This window comes from Sphaerisporangium sp. NBC_01403 (genome assembly GCF_045040145.1).
In the GTDB taxonomy this organism is placed as follows: Bacteria; Actinomycetota; Actinomycetes; order Streptosporangiales; family Streptosporangiaceae; genus Sphaerisporangium; species Sphaerisporangium viridialbum.
The window spans coordinates 8,446,797-8,472,273 of record NZ_CP109534.1; the positions used below are offsets into that span (position 1 = coordinate 8,446,797).

Below are 25,477 nucleotides of genomic sequence, written 5' to 3' on the forward strand. Positions count from 1 at the left end.
ATTGGACGTGGGTGACGGGTTCTGGTCTGCTCTTGGCGTCCAGGATGGAGAGCAGGGAGCCGGCATGCCTACCCCCGTACGAATGGATCGGCGGGTGGTAACGGTCGTCGTGGGGATCCAGCTGGCCATCTCCCTCGGCTACTTCGCGGTGATGGCACACCTGGTCTCCCACCTGCGCCACGATCTCGGCATGCTCGCCGGGACCATCGCCGTGGTGCTCGGCGTCCGCGTCGCGCTCCAGTACATGCTGTTCCTGCCCGTCGGCGCGATCACCGACGCGATCGGCCCGGCGCGTGCGGGAGCGTTGGCCTGCGCCCTGCGGGCGGTGGGGTTCACGCTGCTGGGCACCACCGATGGCATTGGCGAGCTGCTCTGCGCCGCCGTGGTGCTGGCGGTGGGCGGGGCGCTGTTCCATCCGGCCGCGCAGTCCCTGCTGGCCGGGGTGAGGCCGGCCCGTCGCTCCCGAGGCTTCGCGGCTTACGTGATCGCCGGTCAGCTCGGCGCGGTGGCCGGCCCGCCGATCGGGCTGCTCCTGCTGAACGGCGGGTTCGGGCTGCTGGCCGCCGTAACGGCGTGCGCGTGGGCGGTCAGCGCCATGCTGTTCCTGCTCCTGCGTCCTCGGCACGGCTTCCTGAGCAGCCGGCACGGCGCCGTCACAAGGGCCGGGCTGGACGTGCGCGGGCTCACCGAGGGGGTGTCGCTGGCGCTCAGGGATCGGCGGTTCCTGCGATTCGCGCTGACCGTGGCACCCAGCACCCTGCTCGCCGACCAGATCGTCACCGTGGTCCCGCTCAAGGAGGTGGGCGCGGGCGCGACGACCCTGTTCTTCTGCGTGGTGGCGATGGCCGCGGCCGCGATCCAGCCTTGGTGTGCCGCCGATGGGCGGGGCGAGCGCCCGTGGGTGCTCAGAAGCGGGCTGCTCTGCGCGGGCGCCGGCTATCTGACGCTGCTCGCCGTGCCTCCCGGGGGCGACCAGATCATCGTGTTGTCGGCCGCCGCCGTGCTGCACGGAATGGCCGCGGGGCTGACACAGTCGGCGATGTTCCAGATCATCACGCGCTGCGCGCCGTCCCAGCGGTTCGGCAGCTACTTCGGCCTGCTCAGCTTCCTTGCCGGGGCGGTGGCCCTCGCAGGCGGGTTCGCGGCGGGCAGGCTCCTGGACGCCGGACCCAGGGGAGCGACGTTGGTGCTGGTCGGCCTGACTCTGATCGCGACGATCTTCGCCGCCGCCCTGCGCGTCCCCCGCCCCCGACCAAGGGAAACGGCGCCTACTTACGAGCTTGCGCGTCCCGGCTCTTGATGGTCACGCCCCTGAGGCTGGTCACGCCGCCGATCCCCGTCAGCACGCAGTCGGCGAAGCGCGCGCCCTCCATCTCTAGGTGACCGGACCGTTCTCACCGTTGAGGCGTGAAATGGCGTTCCCTCAGGTGCTCAATAGCGGGTCGGTGATGCCGCCGGGGCAGGCGAGGCGGGGGATGTCCCACTTCGCCAGACGTGCTCCGGCTCGGTAGGCGCTCTCGTAGAACGCGAGCACGGTGGCGCGCGGGTCGGCCTCGGTCCGGGCGTCGGCGTAGGGCAGGACGGCGAGATGGCTGCCGCGTTGCGCGATCCACTGTGCGGCCTCGGGCAGCAGGGGCTCGTTCTCCAGCCTCTCCGGCTCGGGAGCGGTGTAGGAGTAGAAGGCCGGCTCGGGGAAGGAGTCGTCGCCGAACCAGAAGCCGGAACTGATCACCTCCCGCGAGTACGCCTCGCGGGTCACCGGGTCCGCATCGGGCGGCTGGTCGACCACACGGTCCCCGAATCTGGTGCAGGCGATGTCGAAGGTGTGCCAGAAGTGGTGTACCGGGCTGATCTTGCCTGAATAGTCGGCGGCGAATTCCTCCAGCACCAGATTCACCTGGCTGAGGACCTGCCAGTAACGGGTGACCATGACCGGGTCATAGGCCGCGTGTTCGGTGTCGTCTTCGAACGGCCGGCCCGTGTCCGGAAGGTCGAACGGGTGCGGTATGTCGATGTGGACTCGCACATCCAGATCGGCCAGTGCCCGCATGGTGTCACGGTAGAAGGACGCCACCGATTGGCCGTACAGCGGGAACGACATCGCTCTGCCGTCCACCGTGGTGATGTGGAGCCGATGCCCGACGAAGTCGAAGTCGATCGTGAAGATGGGGTTGCCGTCGACTTGCCCCATGGGACGTGTGGTCAGACCTCGCCCGGTGAGGTGGAACGGGGCGTTCCACCAGTGGTTGCGCCGGACTCCGGCGGCCAACCGGATCTTTCCGATTACCTGGGCGAACCGGTGCAGCGTGGCCTTGGTGTCGCGCCACTCGGCCAGCGGTATCGCTGGGAACAACTCCATGCCACCATTGTTCCCACGTAGATCACGTTCAAGAGGGCGAACGCGAGCCTGAGCCGGCAAAGGGTCCGGCGTCCGCTGGACCCTTTGCCGGCTCACTCATCGGGTGCACGTCAGAAGAGTCCGACGGGCCCCAGCGTGTTACGCAGCTCGCAGGCGTTGCCGAAGGTGCGTATCGACAGCAGGAAGTGGTCGTCCCAGACGCCGACCGACGACACCGTCACCGGCTCGTAAATCGCCGTGCACACTTTTCCGGGTGGGCTCTTCAACTTTTGCACGTCACCGTCTACGTGTGCCAGCACGGCACAGGCCTCCCGGGCCTTTGGGTGCGTTCCGCCTCCCTTGGGCGAGCACTGCAAGACCACGGCCCGGGAGGGCGGTACGAGGACCGGTCCCTGGCCGACCACCAGCACCAGCGCCTTGGCCGACGTGATCTTCCCAGACGCGTCTGATGTGGTGGCGGGGTCACCCGGCGGTGGCTGGCCGGCCGAGCTGGCATTCGCGGCCGGCTGGCCGAACCCCGCGACCGCGACGAGGATCACGGCACCGCGCGCCACACGTCCCCACAAAGGTCCCATGTGTGTTCCCCCTGGTCATCGCGTTGGCAGTGGTCACAGTCTTGAGTGCCGTGATCTTCGGATCAAACACCGGCCCTTCGGACGCGAGCCAACGTCTCGCCTGATCAAGGCCAATTCCTGGCCTACCGGCACCGTGCCGTCGAGGAGAACCGCCGGGGAGCGGGACGAGCTAGAGCCCGGCGGAGTACAGCAGCTTGTTGCCGGTGCCGGAAGGCACGCCCGTCAGGACGTTGGGGGTGGTCGCGCTGATGAGCCATCTGAGGACGGTGGCTGTGTCGTAGTCGCCGTAGGTCTGCTTGAACAGCGCGCCGACCCCGGTGGCGTAGGGGGAGGCGAAGGAGGTTCCGCTGCCCGAGGTACTGCCGCCGCCCTTCCTGGCCGAGGTGATGTTCGCGCCGGGAGCGATCATGTCGACGCAGGAACCGACGTTGCTGAACGAGGCGAAGGTGTCGGTGATGGTGGAGGCTCCGACGGTCAGCACCCGGGGGGCGCTGGCCGGGGAGATCCCGCACGCGTCGATGGAGCTGTTGCCGGCGGCCACGGACACGAACACGCCGGAGTCGGCCAGCGCGGTGGCGGCGGCGTTGGCCGCGTCGGACCTCGGCCCGCCGAGGGAGGCGTTGGCGACGGCCGGTTTGACGGCATGGGCGGCCACCCAGTCGAACCCGGCGATGATCTGGGAGAACGCGCCGCTGCCGTCGCAGCCGAGGACGCGGACCGGAGAGAGCTTCACGGCGTGGGCCACTCCCCAGGTGGTGCCGCCGACGATGCCGGCCGTCATGGTGCCGTGGCCCAGGCAGTCGTTGGTGCCGTAACCGTCGTTGACCGTGCTGTAGCCGGGGACGAGGCGGCCGGTGAACTGGGTGTTCGCCTGGTCGATGCCGCTGTCGATCATGTAGGCGGTCACCCCCGCACCGGTGTGCACGGGACTGAACAGGTGATTGAGCGGGAGGCGGCGCTGGTCGATGCGGTCGAGCCCCCAGGAGGTGGTGGGCGCCGCCGGCGGAACGCGCCGCATTACCGGTCCGGCCGGGCGCGGCGAGCCGAAGGCGTAGGCCAGGGCGTCCTCTTCGATCGCCGCGACGGAGGGATGGATTCGCAGCTGGTTGAGCTGGGCGGGCGTCATCCGGGCGGCGAATCCGTTGACCACGCGCTGGTAGGTGTAGAGGGGGCGCACGCCCACCGGGACCACCTCGCCGAAGGTGTTCGCGCCGGGTTTCAGCCTCACGATGTACTGGCCGGGGATGCCACTGGAAGCGGGGGCCATCGTGACTTTCACCGGGGGGCGTGGGGGAGCCGTCGTACCGGCGTGTGCGGTCGTGGACATCGCGATCACGGCACTGAACAGCAGAAGTCCGTGCAGCCCGCGCGTGAGGCTTTTCCTGCTTGTACGGGCTTTCCTTGCGGGGCGCATTTCCATAGAGGCCTCTCAATGATCGGCTGTTGTGGCTAAGAGACAACCATTCGACTACTGAGAGTAACGATCAATGGCCTCGCGTCACGGCCGTTGGTCTCCGCGTCTGGTGCATGACAGGGGCAAGATCCTGTCAGCGTGGAACGACGGCCTTCTGCCCCTAACTTCCCGAGCGGTTAGGAGCGCTTCAAAAGCGCGCCATGTATCCGACCTTCCTGCAATCCGCCCAACGGGGCGGAGGCCGTGAGGTCGCCCGCTGTGACCAGGCCTTTCACGACTACGAGTCCTCGATGAGGATCCCCATGGCGTTTGCGAGGCTGTGGACGAGTCCCTGCGCGTCCGAGGTTCTGACGGTCACGCCCCTGAGGCTGGTAACTCCGCCGATCCCCAGCAACACACAGTCGTTCAACCGTGCGCCTTCCATCTGGGCGTTGGAGAACTGCGCGCCTGTAAGGTCGCAGCGCTCGAATCGGACGCCCTTCAGATCCGCGTTCTGGAAGTTCACCTCCAGCATGTTGCAGTCGCGGAAGACGACGTTCTTGAACGTCGAGAACCTGAACCCTGTGAGATCGCCGCGGCAGGCGTCGAACAGCACGTCCCGGAACCCGCACTCGGACCAGGCCATGCCGGTCAGCCGGCTCGCGGTCACCCGGGTGCGGTGCATCGACGACGACCTGGCGGACATGTTGGAGAGGTCGCAGCGCTCCATCGCCACGTCGGAGAAACCGCCCCGGCGCATCACCGTGCCGGAGAATCGCATGTCGACGAACCGGCATCCTTCGAACTCGACCGTGTCGGCGTCCCGGGACGACAGGTCGACGCCGTCGAACTCCAGCGACCGGTAAGCACCGTCGTCCACGAGATCGTGCTCGGGCAGTCGCGCGCCGCTCAGAAGGCCCTTCAATTTCGGTGCGACCGGTTCCCGCAAAGGCCGCTGAGCGTGAGGAGTTCGCGAAGACATGGGGGCAGCCTACGAGATCCCGGTCGCCAGACGGTTCTCACCGTCGAGCCGCGAGATGGCGTTCGTGATCGCGGCCGCGCGATCAGCCGGTTCTCCGGCCGGAATGCCGACGAGTTCGTAGCCGAACAGCTGATAGCTCTCCTCGTGCACACGCTCGAACTCAAGGGAGTCCTCGAAGCTGATCCGCCGGGCGGCGGTCGGCTCGCAGAACCCGAGATTGCGGACGAAGAAGACCTGGCGCTCGTAGACGCCCTCGCGCGTGATCCTTTCGATCTCTGTGGAGAGCGCCGGTGAGGACGGGTATCCCAGATAGGTGCTGAGCGCATGGGTGCAGATCGGCGAACGGTCGTAGAACTGGATGGCCGTTGCCGGGGCATCCGTCTGCCGTTGCCGCTGCAAGGCGATTATCTTGTCGACGAAGGACGGATGCGCCCACGGCTCGGCCTCGCCCCGCGCCTGCTCCGACGCGATGACCGCCGTCGCCGCCTCGTCCACGACGCTGTGCCCGAGCGCCTCCAGACACCGGAGGATCGTCGTCTTTCCGGCGCCCGGGGTGCCCGTGATGATGTATCGCTTCAATGTCTTCCTTCTATGACCTGCGGGATCGGTCGAGCCGTGCCCAAAGGGCGGCGTGAGGACTGGCACCGGAGAGCGGCAGCGGTCGGCGAGGCTCAGCTGGGCTGAGGAGGGGCCTCCGCGCGATGGACGGTGCTGCGGGCCGACGTCCGTACGGATCGCAGCACCGCTGATACGCACACTATGCCCAGGACGCCCCCGAAGAGGATGACTTGGTGTACCGGGAAGAACTCGGCGGCCGTGCCCGCCAGGGTCATGCCGAGGCCCTGGGCGGTCATCAGCCCGGCCGTCATCAGCGTCATCGCCCGGCCGCGCAGCTCCTCAGGCACGGCGGCGATGAACCACTGGTCCAGGCCGAGGCTGTACGAGATGCCGCAACCGGTGAGGATCTGGCAGACCAGTGCCCAGCCCAGCGAGGGCTCGAACGCGTACCCGAGGGCGGGCAGCATCGCGAGGACGGCGACCGGCATCGTCAGGCGTGCCCTGCCGCGCGGGCCGAGCAGCGAGCCCACCAGGGTCTCGCTCGTGATCGCGCCGATCGGCATGCCGCACATGAGCAGCCCGAGCCCCGCCGGGCTCAGCATGAGCGAGTCGGCGTACGAGGTGAGAAGGGCCTCCGACACCACCACGAACATCGGCGGCACCCACGACAGCAGGAGCAGCGCCCGGATCCGCCGGTCGGCGAGCAGCAGCCGCATCCCGGAGAGCGAGGCGCCCAGGACCGTCCCGCCGCCCGTCGCAGCCCGCGCCGGCCGGCGGCGGGTGCCGAAGCGGAGCAGCACCGCCGAGCCGAGGAACGTCGCCACCGTCAGCGCGAGCACGGTACGCGGCGACGCGACGGCCAGCAGCAGCCCTCCCATGGCGAAGCCCGCCAGCTGCGCGCTCTGCGCGACGATCCGTATCACCGAGCGGCCGAGGACGAACAGGTCACCCTCTCCGAGGATGTCGCCGAGCGTCGAGGCACGCGTGCCGGTGAAGACCGGCGCGACGGCGGCGATCACGCAGCGCAGCACGAGCAGCAGGGCGACGGGCATGCCCGGCAGTAGCATCCCGGCCGCGCACGCGGCGGACACCAGGTCGCAGACGACCAGTACCCGGCGCGCGGGGAAGCGGTCGGCGAGGGACGAAAGGAGAGTGCCGCCGAGGACGTACGGCAGCAGGCCGAACGCGAAGGTCAGCGCGCTCAGCAGCGGCGAGCCGGTGAGCCTGTAGACCAGGACGGCCAGGGCGATCTCGCAGACGACGCTCCCGAGCGTGGACATCGCATGCGCGACGAAAACCGCCCGAAACTCCCGCACCCCGAACACAGCCCGATACCCGGCACTCCGCTCCCCGTCGCCGTCCGGACGCGTGCCGGTGGGGTGGGGGTTCTCGGGAGCGGGAGGGGAGGACATGGCGGCAGCTTGCCCAGGGCACCCGGGCGGCTTCTAGACTTTCGGTCGCAGCCGAATCTTCGGAGGGACCATGCCGCTGCGACTGCGGTTCGGCACCGACGATCTGCTGCGCTGCCGGTTCGGTTTCTCGCCGCTTTGCGAGACCCATGAGGCCGTACGGACCCTGAGACGCCGGGGGCGGCACGGCTACCACCGGCCGTGGCTGCGAAGGATGCGGGAGGCGGTCGCCGGCCTCGACCTTTCCGCCCTGTGGCTGTTCATGCCGCGCGGCGGCTACACGCCCGACTTCCTGGGCCCGCCGCCGGGCACCCCCTTCACCTCGCCCGCCTCGTTCGAGGACGAGCTGGCGCTCCTGCGGGTCACCGACCCCGCCGTGGCGCACGAGGAGATGGCGCGCTCGCTGGCCTGCACCCCCGGAGCCGCCGAGTCGCCGCTGGGCAGGGAGATGCTCGACGACCCCGAGCGTGCCGTGCAGAGGCTGGCCGATCTGACGGAACGTGCCTGGCAGGCGCTGATCGCCGCGGACTGGCCGCGCCTGCGTTCCCTGCTGGAGGCCGACATCGCCTACCGGTCGCGGCAGTTGGCGGACGGCGGGCTGGAGGGCCTGTTCGCCGACCTGCACCCCGGCCTGCGCTGGTCCGGCGGCACGCTCGCGATCAGCAGTCCGGCCGCGTCCCTGGGCGTGTGGGATCTCGGCGGCCGGGGCGTGCTGCTGATGCCGAGCATCTTCGTGTGGCCCGATGTCGTGAGCGGTTTCGCCCCGCGCTGGCAGCCCACGGTGATCTATCCGGCGCGCGGCATGGGCGCCCTGTGGCAGCGTCCCGTTCCCGAGGCGCCGGGCGCGCTCGTACGGCTGCTGGGCGCGAACCGGGCCGCGATCCTGAGCGGCCTCGACGAGCCCGCGTCCACCACGGCTCTCGCACACCGGCACGGCCTCGCGCCATCGTCGGTGTCGGAGCACCTGACCGTCCTGCGCAACGCCGGGCTGCTGGCGTCCCGCCGCCGTGGCCACCAGGTGCTGTACGAGCGCACGCCCCTCGGCATGGCACTCGCAACAGGCGAAGCCTGACCGTCAGCCCAGCCCGCCGGCCTTCACACCCTGCGCGTCAGCGGGGGTCGACGCCGGGGGTGGTCATGACCTCCATGATGTGCCCGTCGGGGTCGTCGAAGTAGACCGCACGTCCACCACGCGAGGTGTTGATCTCCCCGAAGTGCTTGGGCTCGTGGGGCTCGGCGTAGTAGTCGAGGCCCGCCCGCTCGATCCGGTCGAAGATCTGGTCGAACTCGGCTTCGTCGACCTCGAACGCGTAGTGGTGCGGGGCGATGTCGGTGACGCCCCTGGTGGTGAAGTCGACGTCCGCGAAGTCCAGGGTCAGCGACTCCCCGATGCGCACCGGTATGAACGGGCCCATCGGCTCGCCGACAGGTAGGCCGAGGATCCCGGCGAGGAACCCGGCCGAGGCGCGCTTGTCCCGCGCGGGGACGATCGTGTGGTTGAGAGAGATCGCCATGGTTTCTCATCCCCTTACCGGGGCGATCGATGCTCTTCCCTTCACCCACACCCGTTCCCGGCTGGACGGCGGTTATGCCGTTCCCGGCCGCCGCCATGGGGGAACCGTCAGTCGAAGCTGAGCTGCTCGGTGCGGCGGGGCATGAGCAGCAGCGCGCCCACGCTGAGCACCGCGACCACGACGAGCGCGAGGAAGACGTGGTGGCTCGCGTCGTACAGCGCCTTGCGTACGAAGACGGCCGTGGCCGACTGTGCGGCGGGTCCCTGGGCGCCGAGTACGAGGCTCGTGGCGTCGACGCTGTTGGGCAGCTTGCCGGCCAGTGACGCCGGCGGGTGGGCGAAGCGGTCGGCGAGCGTGGCGTTGGAGATAGCCCCGAGGACCGCCGCCCCCACCGCGCTACCGATGGAACGGCAGAACATGTTGGTCGCCGTGACGACGCCCCGGCGCTCCCATCCGACGACCGACTGGATGGCGACCATCGTGGGGCTGGACGCCAGTCCGAGACCGGCGCCGACGACGAAGCACGCTCCCGCGACCATCCACACCTTCGCGTTCTGGCCCAGCAGGGCGCACAGGACGGCGCCCGCCACGACCAGGACGCTGCCGATGAGCGCCGTGTCGCGGAACCCGATGCGCATGTAGAGGCGTCCCGACAGGGTCGCGGCCAGGGGCCAGCCGACGGTGAGCGCGGCCAGGGCGAACCCGGCCACCAGGGCCCCGGTGCCGAGGACGCCCTCCGCGAAGGTCGGGACGTACGAGCTGAGGCCGATCATGAGCGCGCCGACGCCCAGCCCGACGAGGTTGCCTCCCGTGAGCGTGCGGTGGCGGAACACCCAGAGCGGCAGGATGGGTTCGGCCGCCCTACGCTCCACGATGACGAACGCGGCCACCAGGACGGCGCCCACCGCGAAGATGACCAGGCTCGGCACCGAGGCCCAGCCCCAGGCCACCCCGCCTTCGAGCAGGCCGAGGATGAGCAGGGACGAGCCGCCGGTGAGCAGCGTGGCCCCGACGTAGTCGATCTGGTGGGAGCTGCGCGTCACCCGCTCCTTGAACCGGCGGGCGAGCATCCAGGCCGCGATGGCGCCGAGCGGCAGGTTGATGAAGAAGATCCAGCGCCACGAGACGTACTCGGAGAACAGGCCGCCGAGCGTGGGCCCGATCACGGCGGAGATGCCCCAGACGCTCGCCACGTAGCCCTGCACGCGGGCGCGCTCCTCGACGGAGTACAGGTCGCCGACCATCGTGATGCTCATGGGCTGCACGGCCCCGGCGCCGATGCCCTGCAGGGCGCGGAAGATGATGAGCGCGGGCATGCTCCACGCGACGCCGCACAGCACCGAGCCGAGCAGGAACACCGCGATGCCGAAGAACATGACCGGCTTGCGACCGAAGATGTCCGCCAGCTTGCCGTAGATCGGGACCGTCACCGCCTGCGTGAGCAGGTAGATGGAGAACAGCCAGGGGAACTGCGAGAAGCCGCCGAGGTCGCTGACCACAGATGGAACGGCCGTCGCGATGATGGTGCTGTCGAGTGCCACCAGCCCCGTACAGAGCATGATGGCCGCGAGCACCGGGCCGCGTTCCGACTTGAGGCCGATGCCTTTCGGGCTCGCTACGGTCGTCACCGGGGCGTTCTCCTTGCGCGTCGTGGACGTCGAGGCCGGACTCACCCCGCTGGCCGCGCGGCCGTCCCCGGGAGTACGCAACGGCTCCCCCACGCTTCTCATTCCCCCTCAATCGCGACAATCTACGTGAGACATCCACATTCGCGCTGAGTAGCCGCACACAACGGAGAAGGGCACGGCCACCGGGCCGCACCCTTCTCCGTCATGCGCTACGGGTCAGCAGCTCAGGTTGTTACCGGGGGAGACGCCCAGGATCTGCGTGAACCTCTGGTAGGCGGAGACGCGGCTCTGCACCTGCGCGGGGTTCCTCCCGTCGCACTCCAGGGAGCCGTTGATGCTGCGGATGGTCTGGCCGAAGCCGTACCCGTTGACCATCGCGTTGTGCGCGGTCATCGTGCCGGGCCCGTTCTGCGACATCCAGTACCAGATGCCGGTCTTCCAGGCCACGGAGGCGTCGGTCTGCACCAGGTTCGGGTTGTTGAGCAGGTTGATGCCGAGGGCGTCGCCCGCGGCCTTGTAGTTGAAGTTCCAGCTCAGCTGGATTGGACCGCGACCGTAGTACGCGGCCTGCCCCGCCGGGCAACCGTAGGGCTGGCTCGTGTCGCAGTAGTGGGGGTAGTTCGCGGTGTTCTGCTCGACGATGTAGACCAGCCCACCGGTCTCGTGGTTGACGTTGGCCAGGAAGGCCGCCGCCTCCTGCTTCTTGACGGTGTCACTGCCCGTCGTCGCGAACGCGGGGTACGCGCTCAGCGCGGCGACCAGGCCGCTGTAGGTGTAGAAGGAGTTCCGGCTCGGGAACATCTGGTTGAACTGGGCCTCGCTCACCACGAACCCGCCCGTGGGCGGCGGCGTCGAACCGCCGCCACTGCAGGTGTACGGGTCCCAGTACCACGTGCTGATGGTCGGGTCGTACCCGGGATTGTCGTGCGAGGCCCGGTAGTACTGGCCGTTGGTGTACTTCACGATGTCGCCGGTGACGTACGTCCGGCCGGCGACCCAGTTCGGGTAGCTGCACGAGCCGGAGGGAGGGGGCGTGCTCCCGCCACCGGAGCAGGTGCCCTGGTCGGCCCAGACGTCGGCGTTGCCCGGAACCTCGTTCTGCGTCCACCACTTCGCGGACCAGTTGTGCGCGTTGTAGGAGGCGGTCATCCCGCCGGTGTACACCGCCGACGAACTCCACGGGGTCGCGCAGGCCGCCGCGGACGCGGGCGCCACGGGCAGGACCACCGCCAGCGCCCCCGCGATCGCCACAGCGGCGAGGGACGCCATGATGCGCAGTCTCGACACTTCTTCGCTCCTTCGTGCGGCACAGGTCCGCACACGATGGATGAACAGGACTGATCCCGCGCAACGACCCCGCCCGGTACCTCGGTACTCCGAGGTAGTCCTCCACAGGTCTCTGGCAAATCAACACGATCTTCTAACAAGAGTCAAGACCTAACAAAGACCGAGTCATCCCGAAATATCGCCTCAGCCGACCGCCGGGGAGGAACCGTGGTCCGCCCGGTCAGGAAGTCTTCTTCCGCTTCTTCTTGGGCGGCGCGCACACATGGTCGGCCATGTACTTCTGCCACTCGACCGAGTACGCGCCGCGTCCGTTGTGCGTCGTGTAGTAGGAGGGATGGTCATCCGCTGTCTGCGGTTTGATCACCTAACCCCAGAAAGGGGGATATGTCATGATCGCATCGGTGCTGGTGGCCGTGGTGGAAATCGGGGCCGTGGCCGCGATCGTGGCAAGTCAGTGTGGCCCGGTGAAACGGAAACGGCTGGAGAGGTTCGCCGCTCTCCATGACCTCGACATCACCCTGGGCAACGGCGCCATGGCGATCAGCTATCTCCGTACGACCCGCCGCTGGCGAGCCGCCGGGTTCTTGACGGGGCTCGCGGTGTATCTCCTGGTCAAGGTCGTTCGAGGCGAGATCAGTCTCGGGATCGGTTCGATTATCCGTTCCTCGGCTGGTACACGGGAGCAGTGATCGCGGAACTCCGGCTGCCGCGACCTCACGGCGGTGACCGCCGCCCGCCGGCGTTGCTGTCCATGCCCGCACAGTTCCTGTCAATCCTGGCGGTCGCCGGCTGGGTGTTCGTACTCCTGTCGGCTGTCACCGATGGCATCCAGGAAACAGTCACCCTGGTTCTCGCCGCCGCGGTCGCGCTCCTGAGCGTTCTCATCCAGCTCAAGTTGGCACGCGGTCCCGTGCCCGGTGCGGATGACGACGTCATCCGTGCCGGTCTCGCGATACGGTCCCGCTCGCTTCACGTGCTGGCCGTGGGAGCGCCAGTCTTCCTGGCCTGCGCGGTCACGAAGGCCATATCGTCAGCCGGACCGGCACAGCCGGACACGGCCCAGATCGGCATCCACCTGGATCTCTACGGTCTCTTCTTGGTGCTCCTCGTCATCGTGGTCTGGAAGGTCGCTACCCGCCCTCACCCGATCCGGCTCCACGAAGCGAGCGCCGTCTAGCGGTTCTCTGGTCAACTCTGATGCCTCCACGCGGTGATGAGTTCCTCTGGGCCGTAGAGAGCGGTGAGTCCGTCGCACGTCGCGCCGCTTCGGGACGCGGCGACCAATGGGAGTGTGCGATCGGTCAGCGCGGCCCGGTGCCGGATCAGTTCCTGGAGGTCGTGATCGTCGAAGGCGCTCTTCAGCCACTTGATCGATCCGACGAAGCGAAGTTCCTTGGCGATGGGGGCGCGGTCCGCTCCGACGATGTCGATCTCGACGTCGTTGCTCCGTGTCCAGTAGGAGCCGATCGCCTCGGCGGAGGGAAGCCGTCCATCAGGTACCAACCGGGCCAGCGCCTCGCGTACCAATGGCTCGACCGCCCTTCCGCGCCAACTGCCCCAGCCCGCTGCGATCCGCCGTAGCGTGAGGTCACCCCGGCGTCGCTCGATCTCCGGCATGTGCGGCCGCAGGAAGTAGAGCCAGAAGCGAAGGTAGGGATCGGTGATCCGGTATCGGCGTTCCTTCGATGGGCGGGTGCTCAGCGGGAGCTCCGAGGACACGATGCCTTTGGCCGTGAGGAGGTCCGCCGCGCGGGTGAGGGTGGAATGGGAGATGCCTCCCGCGGCCCGCGCGATGTTGACGAAGGTGCGCTCCCCGCTGCCGATGGCCTCCAGCACTTCCCTTGCCATGGCCTGTCCTGGGAACTCCGCGGCCAGCGTCCTCTCTCCTGAGACGAGCAGGGCCGATACCGGGTTGGTCAGCGCATCATGCAGGAATTCCCACACCGACGTTCCTGGTGCCCATTCGGCGCACACCAGAGGGAGGCCACCGGTGACGAGAGCCGCGTCGAAGGCCGTCTTGGCGTCCAGATCGAGCATCCGCTGGATCTCGGCAGGATTGAGAGGCCTGATCACCATCTCGGTGCCCCGCTGATGGAACGGCCTCTCGTAGCTGTTGAGCGCCTCCATCATCGACATGTCCGAGCCGATGAGGATCAGCAGAACGGGCTTGCGGCTCAGGAAGCGGTCCCAGGCCCGCTGGAGCAACCCTTCGAAGGCATCGATGCGCTCCATGAGGTAGGGGACCTCGTCGATCACCACCACCGATGGTGAATCGTCGGGGATCGCGTCCGCCAGCAGTTGGAGCGCACTGTTCCAGTTGGCCGGCGGGGTCTGGACGAAGAGTTCACGGTGAGGAAGGTCGGAGGACGCGACGTCGTCGAGCAGTTGCCGCAACTCCTGCTCGGCGCTCGCGCGCGCGGCGGTGAAGTACAGAGACGCCAGGCCGCTGCGGGTCACGAACTCCTCCGCCAGGGCGGACTTGCCGATCCGCCTTCGCCCGCGCATGAGCACGCACCACCCCGGCCGGAGATCACCGGCGGCCGAGGTCACCCGGTCGAGCAACCCCTGCAGCGCCGCAAGCTCCGCCTCCCGGCCGACGAACCCGCTCACATGCACCTCCTAGCGATAGTATCGCCGCCGATAGTATCGTGAGGAGTACAGGGCATGCCGATTTCATGGTCCGGCGAGCGGAGGGCGTTCGTCATAACGGACCGAGGTCACAGTCTGGCCGCGCGGGTCCAAGCCCAGGTCCGCGCCATGACCACGACCGACCTCAGGATCATGCTGGACGCCCTGAAAAAGGAGCGGTGACTCCAAGCGTGTGCTGGTAGGTCAGTTGAGTACGACGCGGGCCACCCGGGCGCGCACTGCCGCCAGTTCGGCCTCGGTGGAGGCTGTCTCCGCCTCGTCAAGGGTGATCGCGGCCTCCTCGGGCTTCCGTGCGCTGATCCGGCGGACGCGCAGATGGGTGGGGGGATGAGTGGTGTCCACGGAGGTCATCCGGAGGGCCGACACCCGGAGCCGCCGAGTGCGTTCGATCTCGGGGATTGAGGCGATGTGCTCCCGCAGTTCCTGCCACAGACCGAAGTCGTCCGGCCCGCGTGAGTCGGCGCGTGGGGACCGCTTTCCCCTGTGAGTGACGGCCCGGCGCTGGAAGAAGGTGTCCACGCTGTCGCCGAGTACGAGGGTTTCGAGCATGGACCGGGTTGCCGCCGACGAGCCGGCGCGTGCGGCCAGGTCGTCCGCGAGGTATTCGGCACGCTGGCCGACGCGCAGGGTGAAGCGGATGAGCAGGCGCAGCATCAGCTCTGCGAGCTTGTTGGGAAGAACCAGTAATGCCTTGGCGATCCAGCCGCCGGCCAGGAAGAGGAGACCCTCCCCGCCCGTTGTGACACTGCCGGGACGGGTGAACTCATGCCAGTGAGTCAGTGCCTTGACGGCCGAGGAGAGCCATAGACCGCGACGTGCGTCACCGTTGACGGCGTGTCCGAGCTCGTGCCCGAGCAGCGCGATGCGCTCCTGAGGGGTGAGCAACTCCCACAACGCCATGCCGATTGTGAGGATGCCGCGCCGGCGCGGCCCGGCTTTGCCGTAGCTCGCGTTGAAGCCTGGTGTCACCCGGATCAGGTCGATGGGTGGCGCGCCCAGTTCAGCGGCGACCCGGTCCGCGAGGTCGTACAGGTGCGGCGCCTCCGCGCGGCTCAACGACCACTCGTCCGGCCGGAAACGGCCCAGTCGCGGACGGAGCAGAACAGCGGTCGCGAACCCTACCGCGCCGAGCGAGCGGGTGACGAGGTTGCCGGTGATCAGCAGCCAGATGGAACACCCGGTCAGTGCGGCGGTGACCAGGTGCACCGACCCCGCGAGGACCATGGCGGCCAAGAACGAGCCGTCGCGCCTGGGACGCGAACTCGGTACGTGGGCGACCTGCGCGTAGACCTGCTCGACCACCACGCGGTCGGCCTGTCGCCGCGCCTCCAGTCGCCGGGCGGAGCGCCCGCGCGGGGCAGCGCCGGTCGCCGCGGGGTCGACGTTCCACCCACACGAGGGGCACCACGTCACGAACCGGGGATCCGTCGAGACGGGGGCGGAGCAGGACGGGCACAGCCCTCCAGCGGAGACGGAGGGCGGCGCGGTCATGGGGAAGATCATGCCTTATGTGAGGATCCGCCGGGCAGGGTCCAACGGTCGCGGATCAGTGCGGGTACTTCCAGGCCCGGGGGCGCTGTCCGCAGAAAGCGCTCACAGCGCCCGTGGCCTCGGAAAGGACCCTCAGATCATGACGTGCGCCTCGGGGTGGCCGACGAAGGAGAACTGGGCGTTGCGCGTCAGCTTGTAGTCCTGGGCCTTCCAGGTGTGGGCCGAGGCGTCGGCGCCGCGCATGTAGACGAAGTTGAAGCGGTCGGCGGAGTAGATGCGCACACCTTCCTCCTTGCACCGTCGTACGAGCCGCGTGTCCTCGCCCGCGTTGACGGCCTCGAAGGCGAACGTGCGCAGCAGGTCGGCCTTGGCGAGGATCGTGGCGCCCTGCACGAGGTGGGCGTACCGGTGCTCCAGGCCGGGCAGGCGCATCACGGTCGTGTTGGTGGCGGGGAAGTAGGTGTAGTGGGCGCCCTTGCCCACCATCTCGGCGTCGGCGTAGTCGAAGGCGCGCAGCAGGTCCGACAGGTAGTGCGTGCCGTAGAGGTTGTCGTCGTCCATCTTGGCGATGTAGTCGCCGTCGGCCTGGGCGATGCCGAGGTTCAGCACCTCGCCGAGGGTCAGGGACGGGTCGGCGGTGAGCACCTTGACGGCGGGGATGCCGGCGGCGAGCGCCTTGTCGCGGACGACGCCCGGGTCGATGTCGAGCCCGTGCAGCACCAGGATCAGCTCCAGGTCGCGGTGGCGCTGGCGGGCGACCTGGGAGATGGCGTGTTCGAGCTGGCCCGCCCGGTTGGTGGGCAGCACCACCGACACGGTCTTCGTCCGCGTGGCCACGGGACGGCCGAGCGCGGTGAGGATCTGGTCGACGCGGTGGGAGAACAGGTGCTTGTCGAACACCTCCCGCATGGCCAGGTGGGCCTGGCGGGCGCGGAGCTCCGGGCTGTTGATCAGGTAGAGGGCCTGGTTGTAGGCCTCCTCCTGCGTGTGCGCGATCGGGATCAGCGTGCCGAACGTCTCCTCGATGGCCCGCGACCACCCCGACAGCACCGTGGTGGAGCACGCCGACAGCTCGAAGACGCGCCGGGCGCACATGGTCGGCGAGTCGATCACCGAGTTGACGTTGAGGAAGACCTTGTACATCTTGTACGCGGCGAGCATCTGCTCGTAAGGAAGCTCGCCCACGATGTGCGGGCGGTACTCCTCGGGCCAGGCGTACTTGTCGCCGGCCTTGTCGTTGCGGGCGAAGATGTGCAGGCCGAGCTCCCGCGTGGGAGCGATCACGGCCTCCATCTGCTCGCGCCGCTCGGGGTGCTTGTCGCGGAAGTACATGCCCGCGAAGACCACGTCGTACGGCCGGCCCTGCTTGGTCTGGATCGGGTTGTGCACGCGCGGCTGCGCCGCGAACTGCAGCACGTCCACCCGGTCATGCCCCAATATCTCGCGATATTTCGGCACCATGTCGCCGTCGCACGTGTACACGTAGTCGAACAGCTTCGCCGTGTCGATGAAGAACTCGAAGTTCGGCGGGTCCTCCTTGTTCCAGAAGACCGTGGGGATGCCCTGTTCGCGGCACCAGCTCACCAGGTCGCGCAGCTCCTGCTTGGGCGCGTTGGTGCCGGTCATCTGGTAGCGCCAGCGCGTCTGGTTGCCGTGCCACGCGGACTCGCAGAACAGCACGTCGGGGCGCTTCTCGGCGAAGATCTCCGGCCAGTCCTTGAGCCCGAACTCGATCTGGTCCCACTCGTACTTGAAGGCCATCCGGGAGAAGTCGTCCAGGATGACGGCGACCTTCAGGTCCGGGCGGCTGACCGGGCCCTCGGGCCAGGCGAGGTTCGGGATCTTGACCTCGGGCGCGTGCGCGAGCACGGCGTCGATGGCGACGCTGCTCGCGGTGACCGTCGCGGGCGCCTTGGGAGCCTTCTTCGGCTTCAGCGCCTGGGACAGGTCGCGCGGGAGCCGTACGAGCCTGGACGGGCGCTTGGCCCCGGCGAGCGCGGTGCTCACCCGGTACGGGCGCTGCGCCTTGGTCGCCGACAGCTGCCACTGGGCGTACTCGGCCCGCGCCTCGGCGGTGGCGAGACGTCGCTCCAGGTCGCGGATGCGGTCCTCGTAGCGCTCGACGACCTTGCGCTCCTCGGGTAGCCAGTTCGCCGCCCCGAGTCGCTGAAAACGCGGCTCATCCGGATTTGTCTGGTCACTCTCGGCCATGGTCCGACTTGCTCCCTCGTCATCGCCCGGGAATGTCCGATCGTACGGCTTCCGCCGCGAAGGGACGGGTGTTTTCGCCCAAATGCCCAGATCGCCGACCCGGCGATCGGGCAGGTCAGGACGTGGTGGGCGGGATCGCCTGGGCGGCGGGGGAGAGGTTGTCGCCGCGCAGCCAGGCCTCGATCACGCGGGCGATCCTCGGTCCCGCGGCGCCGTCCCACAGCGGCGGCAGCTCGCCGCTCGGGGTGGCCGCGCCGTCGGCGAGCGCCTTGGACGCCGCGGCGGGCAGCGTCGCGGGGGTGACCAGGCGGTTGGTGCCGTGGGTGATCGTGATGGGCCGCTCGGTGTTCGGCCGCACGGTCAGGCAGGGGACGCCGAGCATCGTGGTCTCCTCCTGCACGCCGCCGGAGTCGGTCACGACCAGCGCCGCGCCCCGTACCAGCGAGAGGAACTCGACGTACCCCAGCGGGTCGATGATCGTGAGGTTGTCGCCGGTCACCAGGCCCGCCTCGGCGAGGCGGCCGCGCCCGCGCGGGTGCAGCGGGACCACGATCGGCACCTGCTCGCTCACCGCCAGCACGGCCTCGACCAGCTCGCGCGCGGACTCGGGGTCGTCGACGTTCCCCGGGCGGTGCAGCGTGGCGACGGCGTACCGCTCGGGCAGGGCCAGGCGCTCCTTCAGCGGCTCGGGGTCGAGCTTCGGCAGCGCCGAGAAGAGGCTGTCGATCATGGGGTTGCCCACCAGGTGCACCTTGGCCGGGGAGACGCCCTCGTTGGCCAGGTGGGACAGGCCGTCGGGGCTCGTCACCAGCAGGATGTCGGCGAGCGCGTCGGTGACGACGCGGTTGACCTCCTCGGGCATCTCGCGGTCGAAGGACCGCAGGCCCGCCTCCACATGCGCCGTCGGGATCTGGAGCTTCGCGCAGACCAGGATCGCGGCGAGCGTGGAGTTGACGTCGCCGTAGACCACGACCAGGTCGGGCCGGTGCTCCAGCACGACCTCCTCCAGGCCGGTCAGCAGCGCGGCCGTCTGGCGGGCGTGGCTGCCGGAGCCCACGCCGAGGTTCGCGATCGGCTCGGGAAGCCCGAGATCGGCGAAGAAGACGTCGGACATGAGCGCGTCGTAGTGCTGCCCGGTGTGGACGATGCCCTGCCGGACCCCCAGCTCGGCCAGGCCGCGCACGACGGGCGCCGCCTTGACGAAGTTGGGACGAGCGCCCAGCACGTGCAGAACGAGGGGATTTTCCCTCATTGACCTCGCCTTTCAGCCGGGAGTGGGTCAACTAATGCCCAGTAGGGCTAAGCGGTGCCTATGGTACGGTCACCGCGTGGTTTCCGAGGCCAGCCGGCCCGAGAAGGTCTCCCCCAAGTCGGCTCGCGCCGGCGTGCGCGGTTTCCTCAAGGGCTTCGTCCAGCATCCGGTCATTGTCTCCAGAGTCTTCGTCACCAGGGTCAAGTCCGACCCGATGCGTGTGGCGCAAGCTGCGGCGGAGGCGATGCCTCCACGCCTGCGTCCAGCGGTGGGCAAGGTCGCGTGGCCGGTCGCCCGCGTCGTGCGCGTCACCGCGCGCAAGATAGCGCGGCGCATGGCCGACGGCCCCCTGGAGGCGGCCAAGGCCGAGTTCGAGCACGGCCGGATGACCAAGGCCATCGAGGTGCTCCAGCCGCACGCGCGCTGGCCGTTCATCCGCAGGCGCATCGCCTACTACGAGGGCGAGAAGGCCGCGATCGGCACCGCCCCGATCCCGCCGAAGTCCAAGGTGATCGTCGGCGAGCGGGTCGAGGGCCGCGTCCTGCACTGCGTGACGAACGCGCTGCCGTACACGCAGGCCGGGTACACCGTCCGCACGCACCGCATCGTGACCGCGCAGCGCGCCGCCGGGCTCGACCCGCACGTGGTGACGAGCTGGGGCTGGCCCATGCTCCAGGGGCACGCCGACGCCGAGCCGTACGAGGAGATCGACGGCGTCCCGTACCACCGCCTGCTGCCGAGCGGCGAGGTGCCGTTCGAGAGCCGGGGCCGCATGATCCGCGGAGCCGGCGAGGTGACCGAGCTGGTCAGGACGTTGCGCCCCCAGGTGCTGCACGCCGCCACCGACCACCGCAACGGCTCGGTGGCGCTCGCCGCGCGCGAGCGCACCGGCACGCCGCTGGTCTACGAGGTGCGGGGCTTCCTGGAGGAGACCTGGGCCTCGCGCGACGCGGCCAGGGTCGGCAGCGAGCGGCACCTGCTCCAGCGCGACCGCGAGGCGCACATCATGCGCTCCGCCGACGCGGTGGTCACGCTCGCCGAGACGATGGCGGTGGAGATCGCCGAGCGGGGCGTGCCCCGCGAGAAGATCTTCCTCGCGCCGAACGCCGTGGACGACACGCTGCTGACCGCCGACTACGACGGCGCCGCGTTCCGCGCCGCGTACGGCATCGCGCCGGACGAGATCGTCGTCGGCTCGGTGTCGAGCATCGTCGGCTACGAGGGCTTCGCGACGCTGCTCTCGGCCGCCGCGCTGCTGCGTGACACCAGGACCCCCGTGCGCGTCCTGATCGTCGGCGACGGCGCCGAGCGGCCCGCGCTGCTCGCCCAGGTCGAGAAGCTCGGCCTCGGCGATCTGGCGATCCTTCCCGGCCGGGTCGGCCCCGAGGAGGCGCTACAGGCCCAGTCGGCCATCGACATCTTCGTCTGCCCGCGTGAGGATCTGCGCGTGTGCCGCCTGGTGACGCCGCTCAAGCCGGTGGAGGCGATGGCGCTCGGCAAGCCGGTCGTGCTGAGCGACCTTCCCGCGCTGTCCGAGCTGGTCGGTTCGGACGGCGCCGGCCTGCTCGTGCCCCCCGGCGACCCCGCGGCCCTCGCCAAGGCCCTGGCGGGCCTGCGGGACGACCCTGCGCGGCGTGCCGAGATGGGCGAGGCCGGACGGAACGAGGTCGCCACGAAGCGAACCTGGAGCCGGATAGCCGAGACCTATCGTGGGATCTACCAGTCGGTTGCCCGATGAGTTCCGAGTCATGACCGACCTGAAACCTCAGCTTGGCTATGCGTTCAATCGCATTAGACGTGATCTGTGCGGAGTTGAGATAGCCTTTCCCACCATGCAGTGTTGTTTCGGGCTTCCTCAGGTCGCCACGTGAGCGGGTACGACCTCGCGGTCATCGGCCTGGGCTACGTGGGCATGCCCCTTGCCAAAGAGGCCACAGGGGCAGGTCTTCGCGTGGTCGGACTGGACGTCGACGCGCGCAAGGTCGACGCCCTGACCTCCGGCCGCTCCTACATCGATGACCTGAGCGACGCCGATCTGGACTCCATGCTGGCCAACGGATTCACGGCCACGCTCGACCAGTCGATCCTCGCCGCCAGCGACACCATCGTCATCTGCGTGCCCACGCCGCTGGACGAGGACCACCGTCCTGACCTCTCGGCGGTGCGCGGCGCGGTCGAGTCGGTCGGGCGCTACCTCCAGCGTGGCGCGCTCGTCGTCCTGGAGTCGACCACCTATCCCGGCACGACCGACGAGGTCGTCCGCCCGATCCTCGAAGAGGCGTCCGGGCTGACCGCCGGGACCGACTTCCACCTCGCCTTCTCGCCTGAGCGCATCGACCCTGGCAACACCAAGTACGGGCTGCGCAACACACCGAAGGTCGTCGGCGGGTACACCGACGCGTGCCGCGACCGCGCGGAGGCGTTCTACGCGCGGTTCATCGAGCAGGTGGTGACCGTCAGCGGCACGCGCGAGGCCGAGATGGCCAAGCTGCTGGAGAACACCTACCGGCACGTCAACATCGCGCTCGTCAACGAGATGGCCATCTTCTGCGACGAGCTCGGCGTGAACCTGTGGGAGGCCATCGAGGCCGCCTCCACCAAGCCGTTCGGCTTCCAGAAGTTCCTGCCCGGTCCGGGCGTGGGCGGTCACTGCATCCCGGTCGACCCCTCGTACCTCTCCCACGCCGTGCGCAAGCTCGGCTACCCGTTCCGCTTCGTGGAGCTGGCACAGGAGATCAACGAGCGGATGCCGGCGTACGTGGTGGCCCGCGTGCAGCGCCTGCTGAACCGCGCGAAGAAGCCGGTCAACGGCTCCCGCGTCCTGCTGATGGGCGTCACCTACAAGCCGGACATCGCCGACGAGCGCGAGACCCCGGCGGTGCCGATCGCGCGGGCGTTCCGCGATCTGGGCGCCGAGATCGTCTTCGCCGACCCCCACGTGAAGCAGTGGACGGTCGACGGGGTCGAAGTGCCACGAGAGGACGATCTGGCGGAGGCGGTGGAGAGCGCGGACGTGACCGTCCTGCTCCAGCAGCACTCCGAGTTCGACCTGGACATGGTGGAGAAACGAGCGCATCTACTACTCGACACCCGGGGCGTCCTCTCCGAGGGCGAACGCGTCGAGCGGCTCTGACGGGGAGGGTCGGCGCGTGCACGTGCTTGTCATGACGGTGGTCCACCACCCCGAGGACGCCCGGATCCTGCACCGGCAGATCCGCGCGCTCGTGGACGCCGGTCATGCGGTCACGTATGCCGCGCCGTACACCGCACGGGGGGTCGTGCCGCGGTCGTGGGTCACCGGGGTCGATCTGCCGAGGGCGGCGGAGCGCAAGCGGCTGTCCGCGGTGCGGGCCGCCCGGCGGCTGTTCAAGAGCCTTCGCGGCCAGGTCGACCTGGCGCTCATTCACGACCCCGAGCTGCTGCTCGCGGTCGCGGGTGTGCGCAAGCGGCCTCCGGTGGTGTGGGACGTCCATGAGGACACCCCCGCCACGCTGTCGCTGAAGCCCTGGCTGCCCTCGTTCCTGCGCCCGCCGACGCGCTTCCTCGCCCGGCTGCTGGAGGGTACGGCGGAGCGCCACCTGCACCTGCTGCTGGCCGAGACCGCCTACGCGGGCCGGTTCCGGCAGGCGCACCTGGTCGTGCCGAACGAGACCTGGGTGCCCGACCACGTCAGCGAGCCGTCCGACGACCGCGTGGTCTACCTGGGCTGGCTGTCGGAGGCCCGGGGCGTGCGCGAGGCGGTCGAGGTGGGCCGGCTGCTCCAGCCGCACCGCGTGGCCGTCGAGCTCATCGGCTACGCCGACCCGCAGAGCAGGCCCATGCTGAACCAGGCCGTGGCCGACGGTGTGCTTGAGTGGCGTGACTTCATGCCGAACGACGAGGCGCTCAAGCGGCTCGACGGGGCGCTGGCCGGGCTCTCGCTGTTACACGACGAGCCGAACTACCGCCATTCCATGCCCACCAAGATCGTCGAGTACATGGCGCACGGCATACCGGTGATCACGACGCCGTCGCCGAGGGCCGTGGAGCTCGTGGAGCGTTATCAGAGCGGCGTGGTCGTGCCCTGGCGCGACCCACAGGCCGTGGCGCGCGCGGTGCTGCGGCTGCGCAACGAGCCCGCCGAGCGCCGGGCGGCGGGGGCGCGCGGTTACGCCGCGGCCCGGGCCAACCACCACTGGCCGAACTCCGCCCGCAGGTTCGTCACCCAGCTCGAGGCCTGGGCGGGCGTGAAGAAGTAGCTCCCGGGCACTGACGCTTCGAACGCCCGGGCGCCGGGATGCCCGATCATTTTTTATCAGGGCCACAACCTAAGGACGGTAATCTCCTGAAGGTGCGCGGGCTCACTCTGCTCCTGGGAGCGGTTCTTCTCGCCGCTGTCGCTGCGATGGTCATCGTCCTACCTGACTCCCAAGGAGGTTCCCAGACCGCGACGACCACACCGGCCCAGCAGCCGGAGTCAGGCACCCCGACCCCCTCGGCCAGCGTGTTCAGCGATCCCTGTGGATCGTTCGACACGACGACGCCCACCCCGTACGCCATCACCGGCTACTGGCTGGTGCCGACCTCGGACCACTGCACGTGGCGCAGCCAGCTCCAGGCCATCCACCAGGTCGGCGGCGACACCGTCGTACGCCTCGGGTTCGGCCTCCAGCCGCGCAATGTGGACCAGGATGGGCAGGTGCTGGACGCCGCGGGCGAGACCCCCGACCCTCGCTACCAGAGGTGCGTCGAGAACGGCATGAACTGCGTGCAGGCCGCCGAGTCCGCGCTCAAGGCGGCCAACCCCGGCAACCGCATCACCTGGACGTACGTCTACCGGACCGACGAGGCGTTCGGCGAGGGGCTGTTCCGCTGCCCCCAGATGGAGCACACGATCACGGTGGGCAAGGACGTCTACTACCGCGTGCTCGCCCCCGACGACGGCTCCGACGACGCGACGTGCGACTTCAGCTCCAAGGGCAGGGGATACCACCTCATCCTGGTCAACGGCGCCCTCAAGGACAGCCTGACCGAGATCCTCGACCTGGCCGACCGTTTCGCGATGAAGGTCTTCCCCGCGCTGCCGCTGGCCCCCCGCGGCCGCATCGACCCCACCAGGGCCGACCCCCGGCACATCGGGACGCTCACCACGCTGACCCGGCGCGTCCTGCAGGACTACGGCGACCGCTTCAAAGACAGGACCTCGCTGGGCGGGGTCTACCAGCCCTTCGAGTTACAGATCAGGGACTGGCCGGACCCGGCCGCGGTCACGACCCTCCAGGTGTACGCCGAGCAGCACGACATCGTGCAGCAGGAGCTTCCCGGCAAGCCCATCATGGTCAGCCCGTACCTCGACGCGCGCAGGGGCAAGAAGTTCACCTCGACGCCCGAGCAGGTCGCGCGGGGCTTCAAGGTCCTCGCGCAGACGGGCGTCGGCATCATCGCCCCGCAGGACAGCCGGGGCACGGGCAAGGTCGGCCTGTTCTGGCCCAACCTGAAGGGCCAGACGGTCGACGACCGGCTCAAGCCCGTGGTGGGCGACACCTCCTATGGCGAGGCGTACTACGGCGCCACGCGCGACTACTACCGCGCGATGTCCAACGCGCTGGGCGAGATGCGCGCGGGAGGCCGCGAGGTGCAGCTCTGGGCCAACGTGGAGGCCTTCGAGCCCAAGGGCGACGGCGCCTGTGAGGCGGGCGGCAAGCGCGGCGCCACGGACAAGCAGCGCCTCGACGCGGCCGTCGCGTTCGCCGGGCCGTACGTGTCGAAGATCATCTCCTACAAGTGGAGCAGCTTCTTCAACTGCGGGTCGCCGACGCTCGCCGAGCAGGTCGCGGGGGACTGGGACCGGCCCATCCCGATCCAGGTCATCCCCGGCAAGCGGGGCATCCAGGACGGCGTCGAGGTGCGCGGGTACAACCTCGCCCGCGGCAAGGTCACGGTGAGCTGGTACGGCGGCGACAAGCCGCGCGAGGCCGACTCGGCGGCGGTCGGATGGACCGACGGCACCCCCATCCCCGGGCTGCCCCCCGCCGTCCAGAAGATCTGGGTGCCGGTCGACTGGAGCACGGTGCCCGCCGACGCGTGGCTGCGCGTGGACGTGACGTCGGCCGACGGGCGCAAGAGCAACGCCCCGGTCTACCTCCACCGCGCAGCGTGACGGTCTTCGGCCCCCATATACCGGTGTAAC

The 25,477-nt window shown here is 69.2% G+C and carries 23 protein-coding genes; 9 read left to right on the plus strand and 14 right to left on the minus strand.

Translation table 11 applies throughout. From position 1 onward, the window contains the following. Positions 1-94 precede the first annotated feature (94 nt). Positions 95-1,300: an MFS transporter gene (locus tag OG589_RS38005; RefSeq protein WP_405143302.1), complete on the plus strand. Its 1,206-nt coding sequence runs from the start codon at positions 95-97 to the stop codon at positions 1,298-1,300. A 123-nt stretch (positions 1,301-1,423) separates the two neighbouring features. Here OG589_RS38005 and OG589_RS38010 read toward each other — a convergent pair whose 3' ends face one another. From OG589_RS38010 to OG589_RS38035, 6 genes are all read right to left on the minus strand, one after another. Next, positions 1,424-2,359, minus strand: coding sequence for a DUF5996 family protein (locus tag OG589_RS38010; protein WP_405143303.1), 936 nt, complete (start codon positions 2,357-2,359; stop codon positions 1,424-1,426). Between the two features lie 110 nt (positions 2,360-2,469). Further along, positions 2,470-2,898 (minus strand): SSI family serine proteinase inhibitor, encoded by a 429-nt coding sequence (locus OG589_RS38015; protein ID WP_405143305.1) that lies wholly within the window; start codon positions 2,896-2,898, stop codon positions 2,470-2,472. Positions 2,899-3,103: 205 nt separating this feature from the next. Beyond that, a complete protein-coding gene (locus OG589_RS38020; RefSeq protein WP_405143306.1) occupies positions 3,104-4,261 on the minus strand; it encodes a S8 family peptidase in 1,158 nt (385 codons plus the stop codon). Positions 4,262-4,625: 364 nt separating this feature from the next. Further along, on the minus strand, positions 4,626-5,252 hold the full coding sequence (locus tag OG589_RS38025; RefSeq protein WP_405143308.1) for a pentapeptide repeat-containing protein: 627 nt from the start codon (positions 5,250-5,252) through the stop codon (positions 4,626-4,628). 66 nt (positions 5,253-5,318) lie between these two features. Then, positions 5,319-5,954 (minus strand): AAA family ATPase, encoded by a 636-nt coding sequence (locus OG589_RS38030; protein ID WP_405143310.1) that lies wholly within the window; start codon positions 5,952-5,954, stop codon positions 5,319-5,321. Positions 5,955-5,980: 26 nt separating this feature from the next. Continuing rightward, positions 5,981-7,279 carry an MFS transporter gene (locus tag OG589_RS38035; protein ID WP_405143312.1) on the minus strand — a complete coding sequence of 433 codons (1,299 nt, stop codon included), beginning with the start codon at positions 7,277-7,279 and terminating at the stop codon, positions 5,981-5,983. A 70-nt stretch (positions 7,280-7,349) separates the two neighbouring features. Here OG589_RS38035 and OG589_RS38040 point away from each other — a divergent pair, with 70 nt between their 5' ends. Further along, positions 7,350-8,348 (plus strand): DUF5937 family protein, encoded by a 999-nt coding sequence (locus tag OG589_RS38040; protein WP_405143313.1) that lies wholly within the window; start codon positions 7,350-7,352, stop codon positions 8,346-8,348. A 37-nt stretch (positions 8,349-8,385) separates the two neighbouring features. Here OG589_RS38040 and OG589_RS38045 read toward each other — a convergent pair whose 3' ends face one another. The 4 genes from OG589_RS38045 to OG589_RS38060 form a co-directional block, all read right to left on the minus strand. Next, on the minus strand, positions 8,386-8,790 hold the full coding sequence (locus tag OG589_RS38045) for a VOC family protein (protein ID WP_405143315.1): 405 nt from the start codon (positions 8,788-8,790) through the stop codon (positions 8,386-8,388). Positions 8,791-8,897: 107 nt separating this feature from the next. Then, positions 8,898-10,418: an MDR family MFS transporter gene (locus OG589_RS38050; RefSeq protein ID WP_405143316.1), complete on the minus strand. Its 1,521-nt coding sequence runs from the start codon at positions 10,416-10,418 to the stop codon at positions 8,898-8,900. 216 nt (positions 10,419-10,634) lie between these two features. Further along, positions 10,635-11,705 (minus strand): glycoside hydrolase family 19 protein, encoded by a 1,071-nt coding sequence (locus OG589_RS38055; RefSeq protein WP_405143318.1) that lies wholly within the window; start codon positions 11,703-11,705, stop codon positions 10,635-10,637. A gap of 220 nt (positions 11,706-11,925) precedes the next feature. Then, on the minus strand, positions 11,926-12,069 hold the full coding sequence (locus tag OG589_RS38060; protein ID WP_405143320.1) for a hypothetical protein: 144 nt from the start codon (positions 12,067-12,069) through the stop codon (positions 11,926-11,928). Positions 12,070-12,094: 25 nt separating this feature from the next. On the opposite strand from OG589_RS38060, the gene OG589_RS38065 reads away from it, so the two are divergent. Together OG589_RS38065 and OG589_RS38070 are read left to right on the plus strand one after the other, a co-directional pair. Continuing rightward, a complete protein-coding gene (locus OG589_RS38065; protein WP_405143322.1) occupies positions 12,095-12,394 on the plus strand; it encodes a hypothetical protein in 300 nt (99 codons plus the stop codon). A gap of 62 nt (positions 12,395-12,456) precedes the next feature. Continuing rightward, positions 12,457-12,882 carry a hypothetical protein gene (locus tag OG589_RS38070; RefSeq protein WP_405143324.1) on the plus strand — a complete coding sequence of 142 codons (426 nt, stop codon included), beginning with the start codon at positions 12,457-12,459 and terminating at the stop codon, positions 12,880-12,882. An 11-nt stretch (positions 12,883-12,893) separates the two neighbouring features. On the opposite strand, the gene OG589_RS38075 is transcribed toward OG589_RS38070, so the two are convergent. Beyond that, on the minus strand, positions 12,894-14,315 hold the full coding sequence (locus tag OG589_RS38075) for an ATP-binding protein (RefSeq protein WP_405143326.1): 1,422 nt from the start codon (positions 14,313-14,315) through the stop codon (positions 12,894-12,896). A gap of 54 nt (positions 14,316-14,369) precedes the next feature. On the opposite strand from OG589_RS38075, the gene OG589_RS38080 reads away from it, so the two are divergent. Continuing rightward, on the plus strand, positions 14,370-14,516 hold the full coding sequence (locus tag OG589_RS38080) for a hypothetical protein (protein WP_405143328.1): 147 nt from the start codon (positions 14,370-14,372) through the stop codon (positions 14,514-14,516). A gap of 21 nt (positions 14,517-14,537) precedes the next feature. Here the strand turns inward: OG589_RS38080 and OG589_RS38085 are convergent, their stop codons facing one another. From OG589_RS38085 to wecB, 3 genes are all read right to left on the minus strand, one after another. Continuing rightward, positions 14,538-15,845 carry a M48 family metalloprotease gene (locus tag OG589_RS38085; protein WP_405143330.1) on the minus strand — a complete coding sequence of 436 codons (1,308 nt, stop codon included), beginning with the start codon at positions 15,843-15,845 and terminating at the stop codon, positions 14,538-14,540. 132 nt (positions 15,846-15,977) lie between these two features. Continuing rightward, positions 15,978-18,056, minus strand: a complete 2,079-nt coding sequence (locus tag OG589_RS38090) for a glycosyltransferase (protein WP_405143332.1) — start codon at positions 18,054-18,056, stop codon at positions 15,978-15,980. Between the two features lie 115 nt (positions 18,057-18,171). Further along, positions 18,172-19,308, minus strand: coding sequence for a non-hydrolyzing UDP-N-acetylglucosamine 2-epimerase (gene wecB, locus OG589_RS38095; RefSeq protein ID WP_405143333.1), 1,137 nt, complete (start codon positions 19,306-19,308; stop codon positions 18,172-18,174). A 76-nt stretch (positions 19,309-19,384) separates the two neighbouring features. On the opposite strand from wecB, the gene OG589_RS38100 reads away from it, so the two are divergent. The 4 genes from OG589_RS38100 to OG589_RS38115 all read left to right on the plus strand — a co-directional run bounded on the left by OG589_RS38100 (position 19,385) and on the right by OG589_RS38115 (position 25,447). Further along, positions 19,385-21,046, plus strand: a complete 1,662-nt coding sequence (locus OG589_RS38100; RefSeq protein WP_405143334.1) for a glycosyltransferase family 4 protein — start codon at positions 19,385-19,387, stop codon at positions 21,044-21,046. A 129-nt stretch (positions 21,047-21,175) separates the two neighbouring features. Next, on the plus strand, positions 21,176-22,441 hold the full coding sequence (locus OG589_RS38105) for a nucleotide sugar dehydrogenase (RefSeq protein WP_405143336.1): 1,266 nt from the start codon (positions 21,176-21,178) through the stop codon (positions 22,439-22,441). Between the two features lie 16 nt (positions 22,442-22,457). Beyond that, positions 22,458-23,546, plus strand: a complete 1,089-nt coding sequence (locus OG589_RS38110; protein WP_405143338.1) for a glycosyltransferase — start codon at positions 22,458-22,460, stop codon at positions 23,544-23,546. A gap of 92 nt (positions 23,547-23,638) precedes the next feature. After that, entirely contained in the window at positions 23,639-25,447 is a 1,809-nt protein-coding gene (locus tag OG589_RS38115; protein WP_405143339.1) for a DUF4434 domain-containing protein, read from the plus strand. Positions 25,448-25,477: the final 30 nt, after the last annotated feature.

Coding starts and splice junctions, on each gene's coding strand:
- OG589_RS38010 (WP_405143303.1), bottom strand. CDS start 2,359: ATGGAGTTGTTCCCAGCGATACCGCTGGCCGAGTGGCGCGACACCAAG.
- OG589_RS38020 (WP_405143306.1), bottom strand. CDS start 4,261: ATGTCCACGACCGCACACGCCGGTACGACGGCTCCCCCACGCCCCCCG.
- OG589_RS38035 (WP_405143312.1), bottom strand. CDS start 7,279: ATGTCCTCCCCTCCCGCTCCCGAGAACCCCCACCCCACCGGCACGCGT.
- OG589_RS38040 (WP_405143313.1), top strand. CDS start 7,350: ATGCCGCTGCGACTGCGGTTCGGCACCGACGATCTGCTGCGCTGCCGG.
- OG589_RS38045 (WP_405143315.1), bottom strand. CDS start 8,790: ATGGCGATCTCTCTCAACCACACGATCGTCCCCGCGCGGGACAAGCGC.
- OG589_RS38065 (WP_405143322.1), top strand. CDS start 12,095: ATGATCGCATCGGTGCTGGTGGCCGTGGTGGAAATCGGGGCCGTGGCC.
- OG589_RS38070 (WP_405143324.1), top strand. CDS start 12,457: ATGCCCGCACAGTTCCTGTCAATCCTGGCGGTCGCCGGCTGGGTGTTC.
- OG589_RS38080 (WP_405143328.1), top strand. CDS start 14,370: ATGCCGATTTCATGGTCCGGCGAGCGGAGGGCGTTCGTCATAACGGAC.
- OG589_RS38085 (WP_405143330.1), bottom strand. CDS start 15,845: ATGACCGCGCCGCCCTCCGTCTCCGCTGGAGGGCTGTGCCCGTCCTGC.
- OG589_RS38090 (WP_405143332.1), bottom strand. CDS start 18,056: ATGGCCGAGAGTGACCAGACAAATCCGGATGAGCCGCGTTTTCAGCGA.
- wecB (WP_405143333.1), bottom strand. CDS start 19,308: ATGAGGGAAAATCCCCTCGTTCTGCACGTGCTGGGCGCTCGTCCCAAC.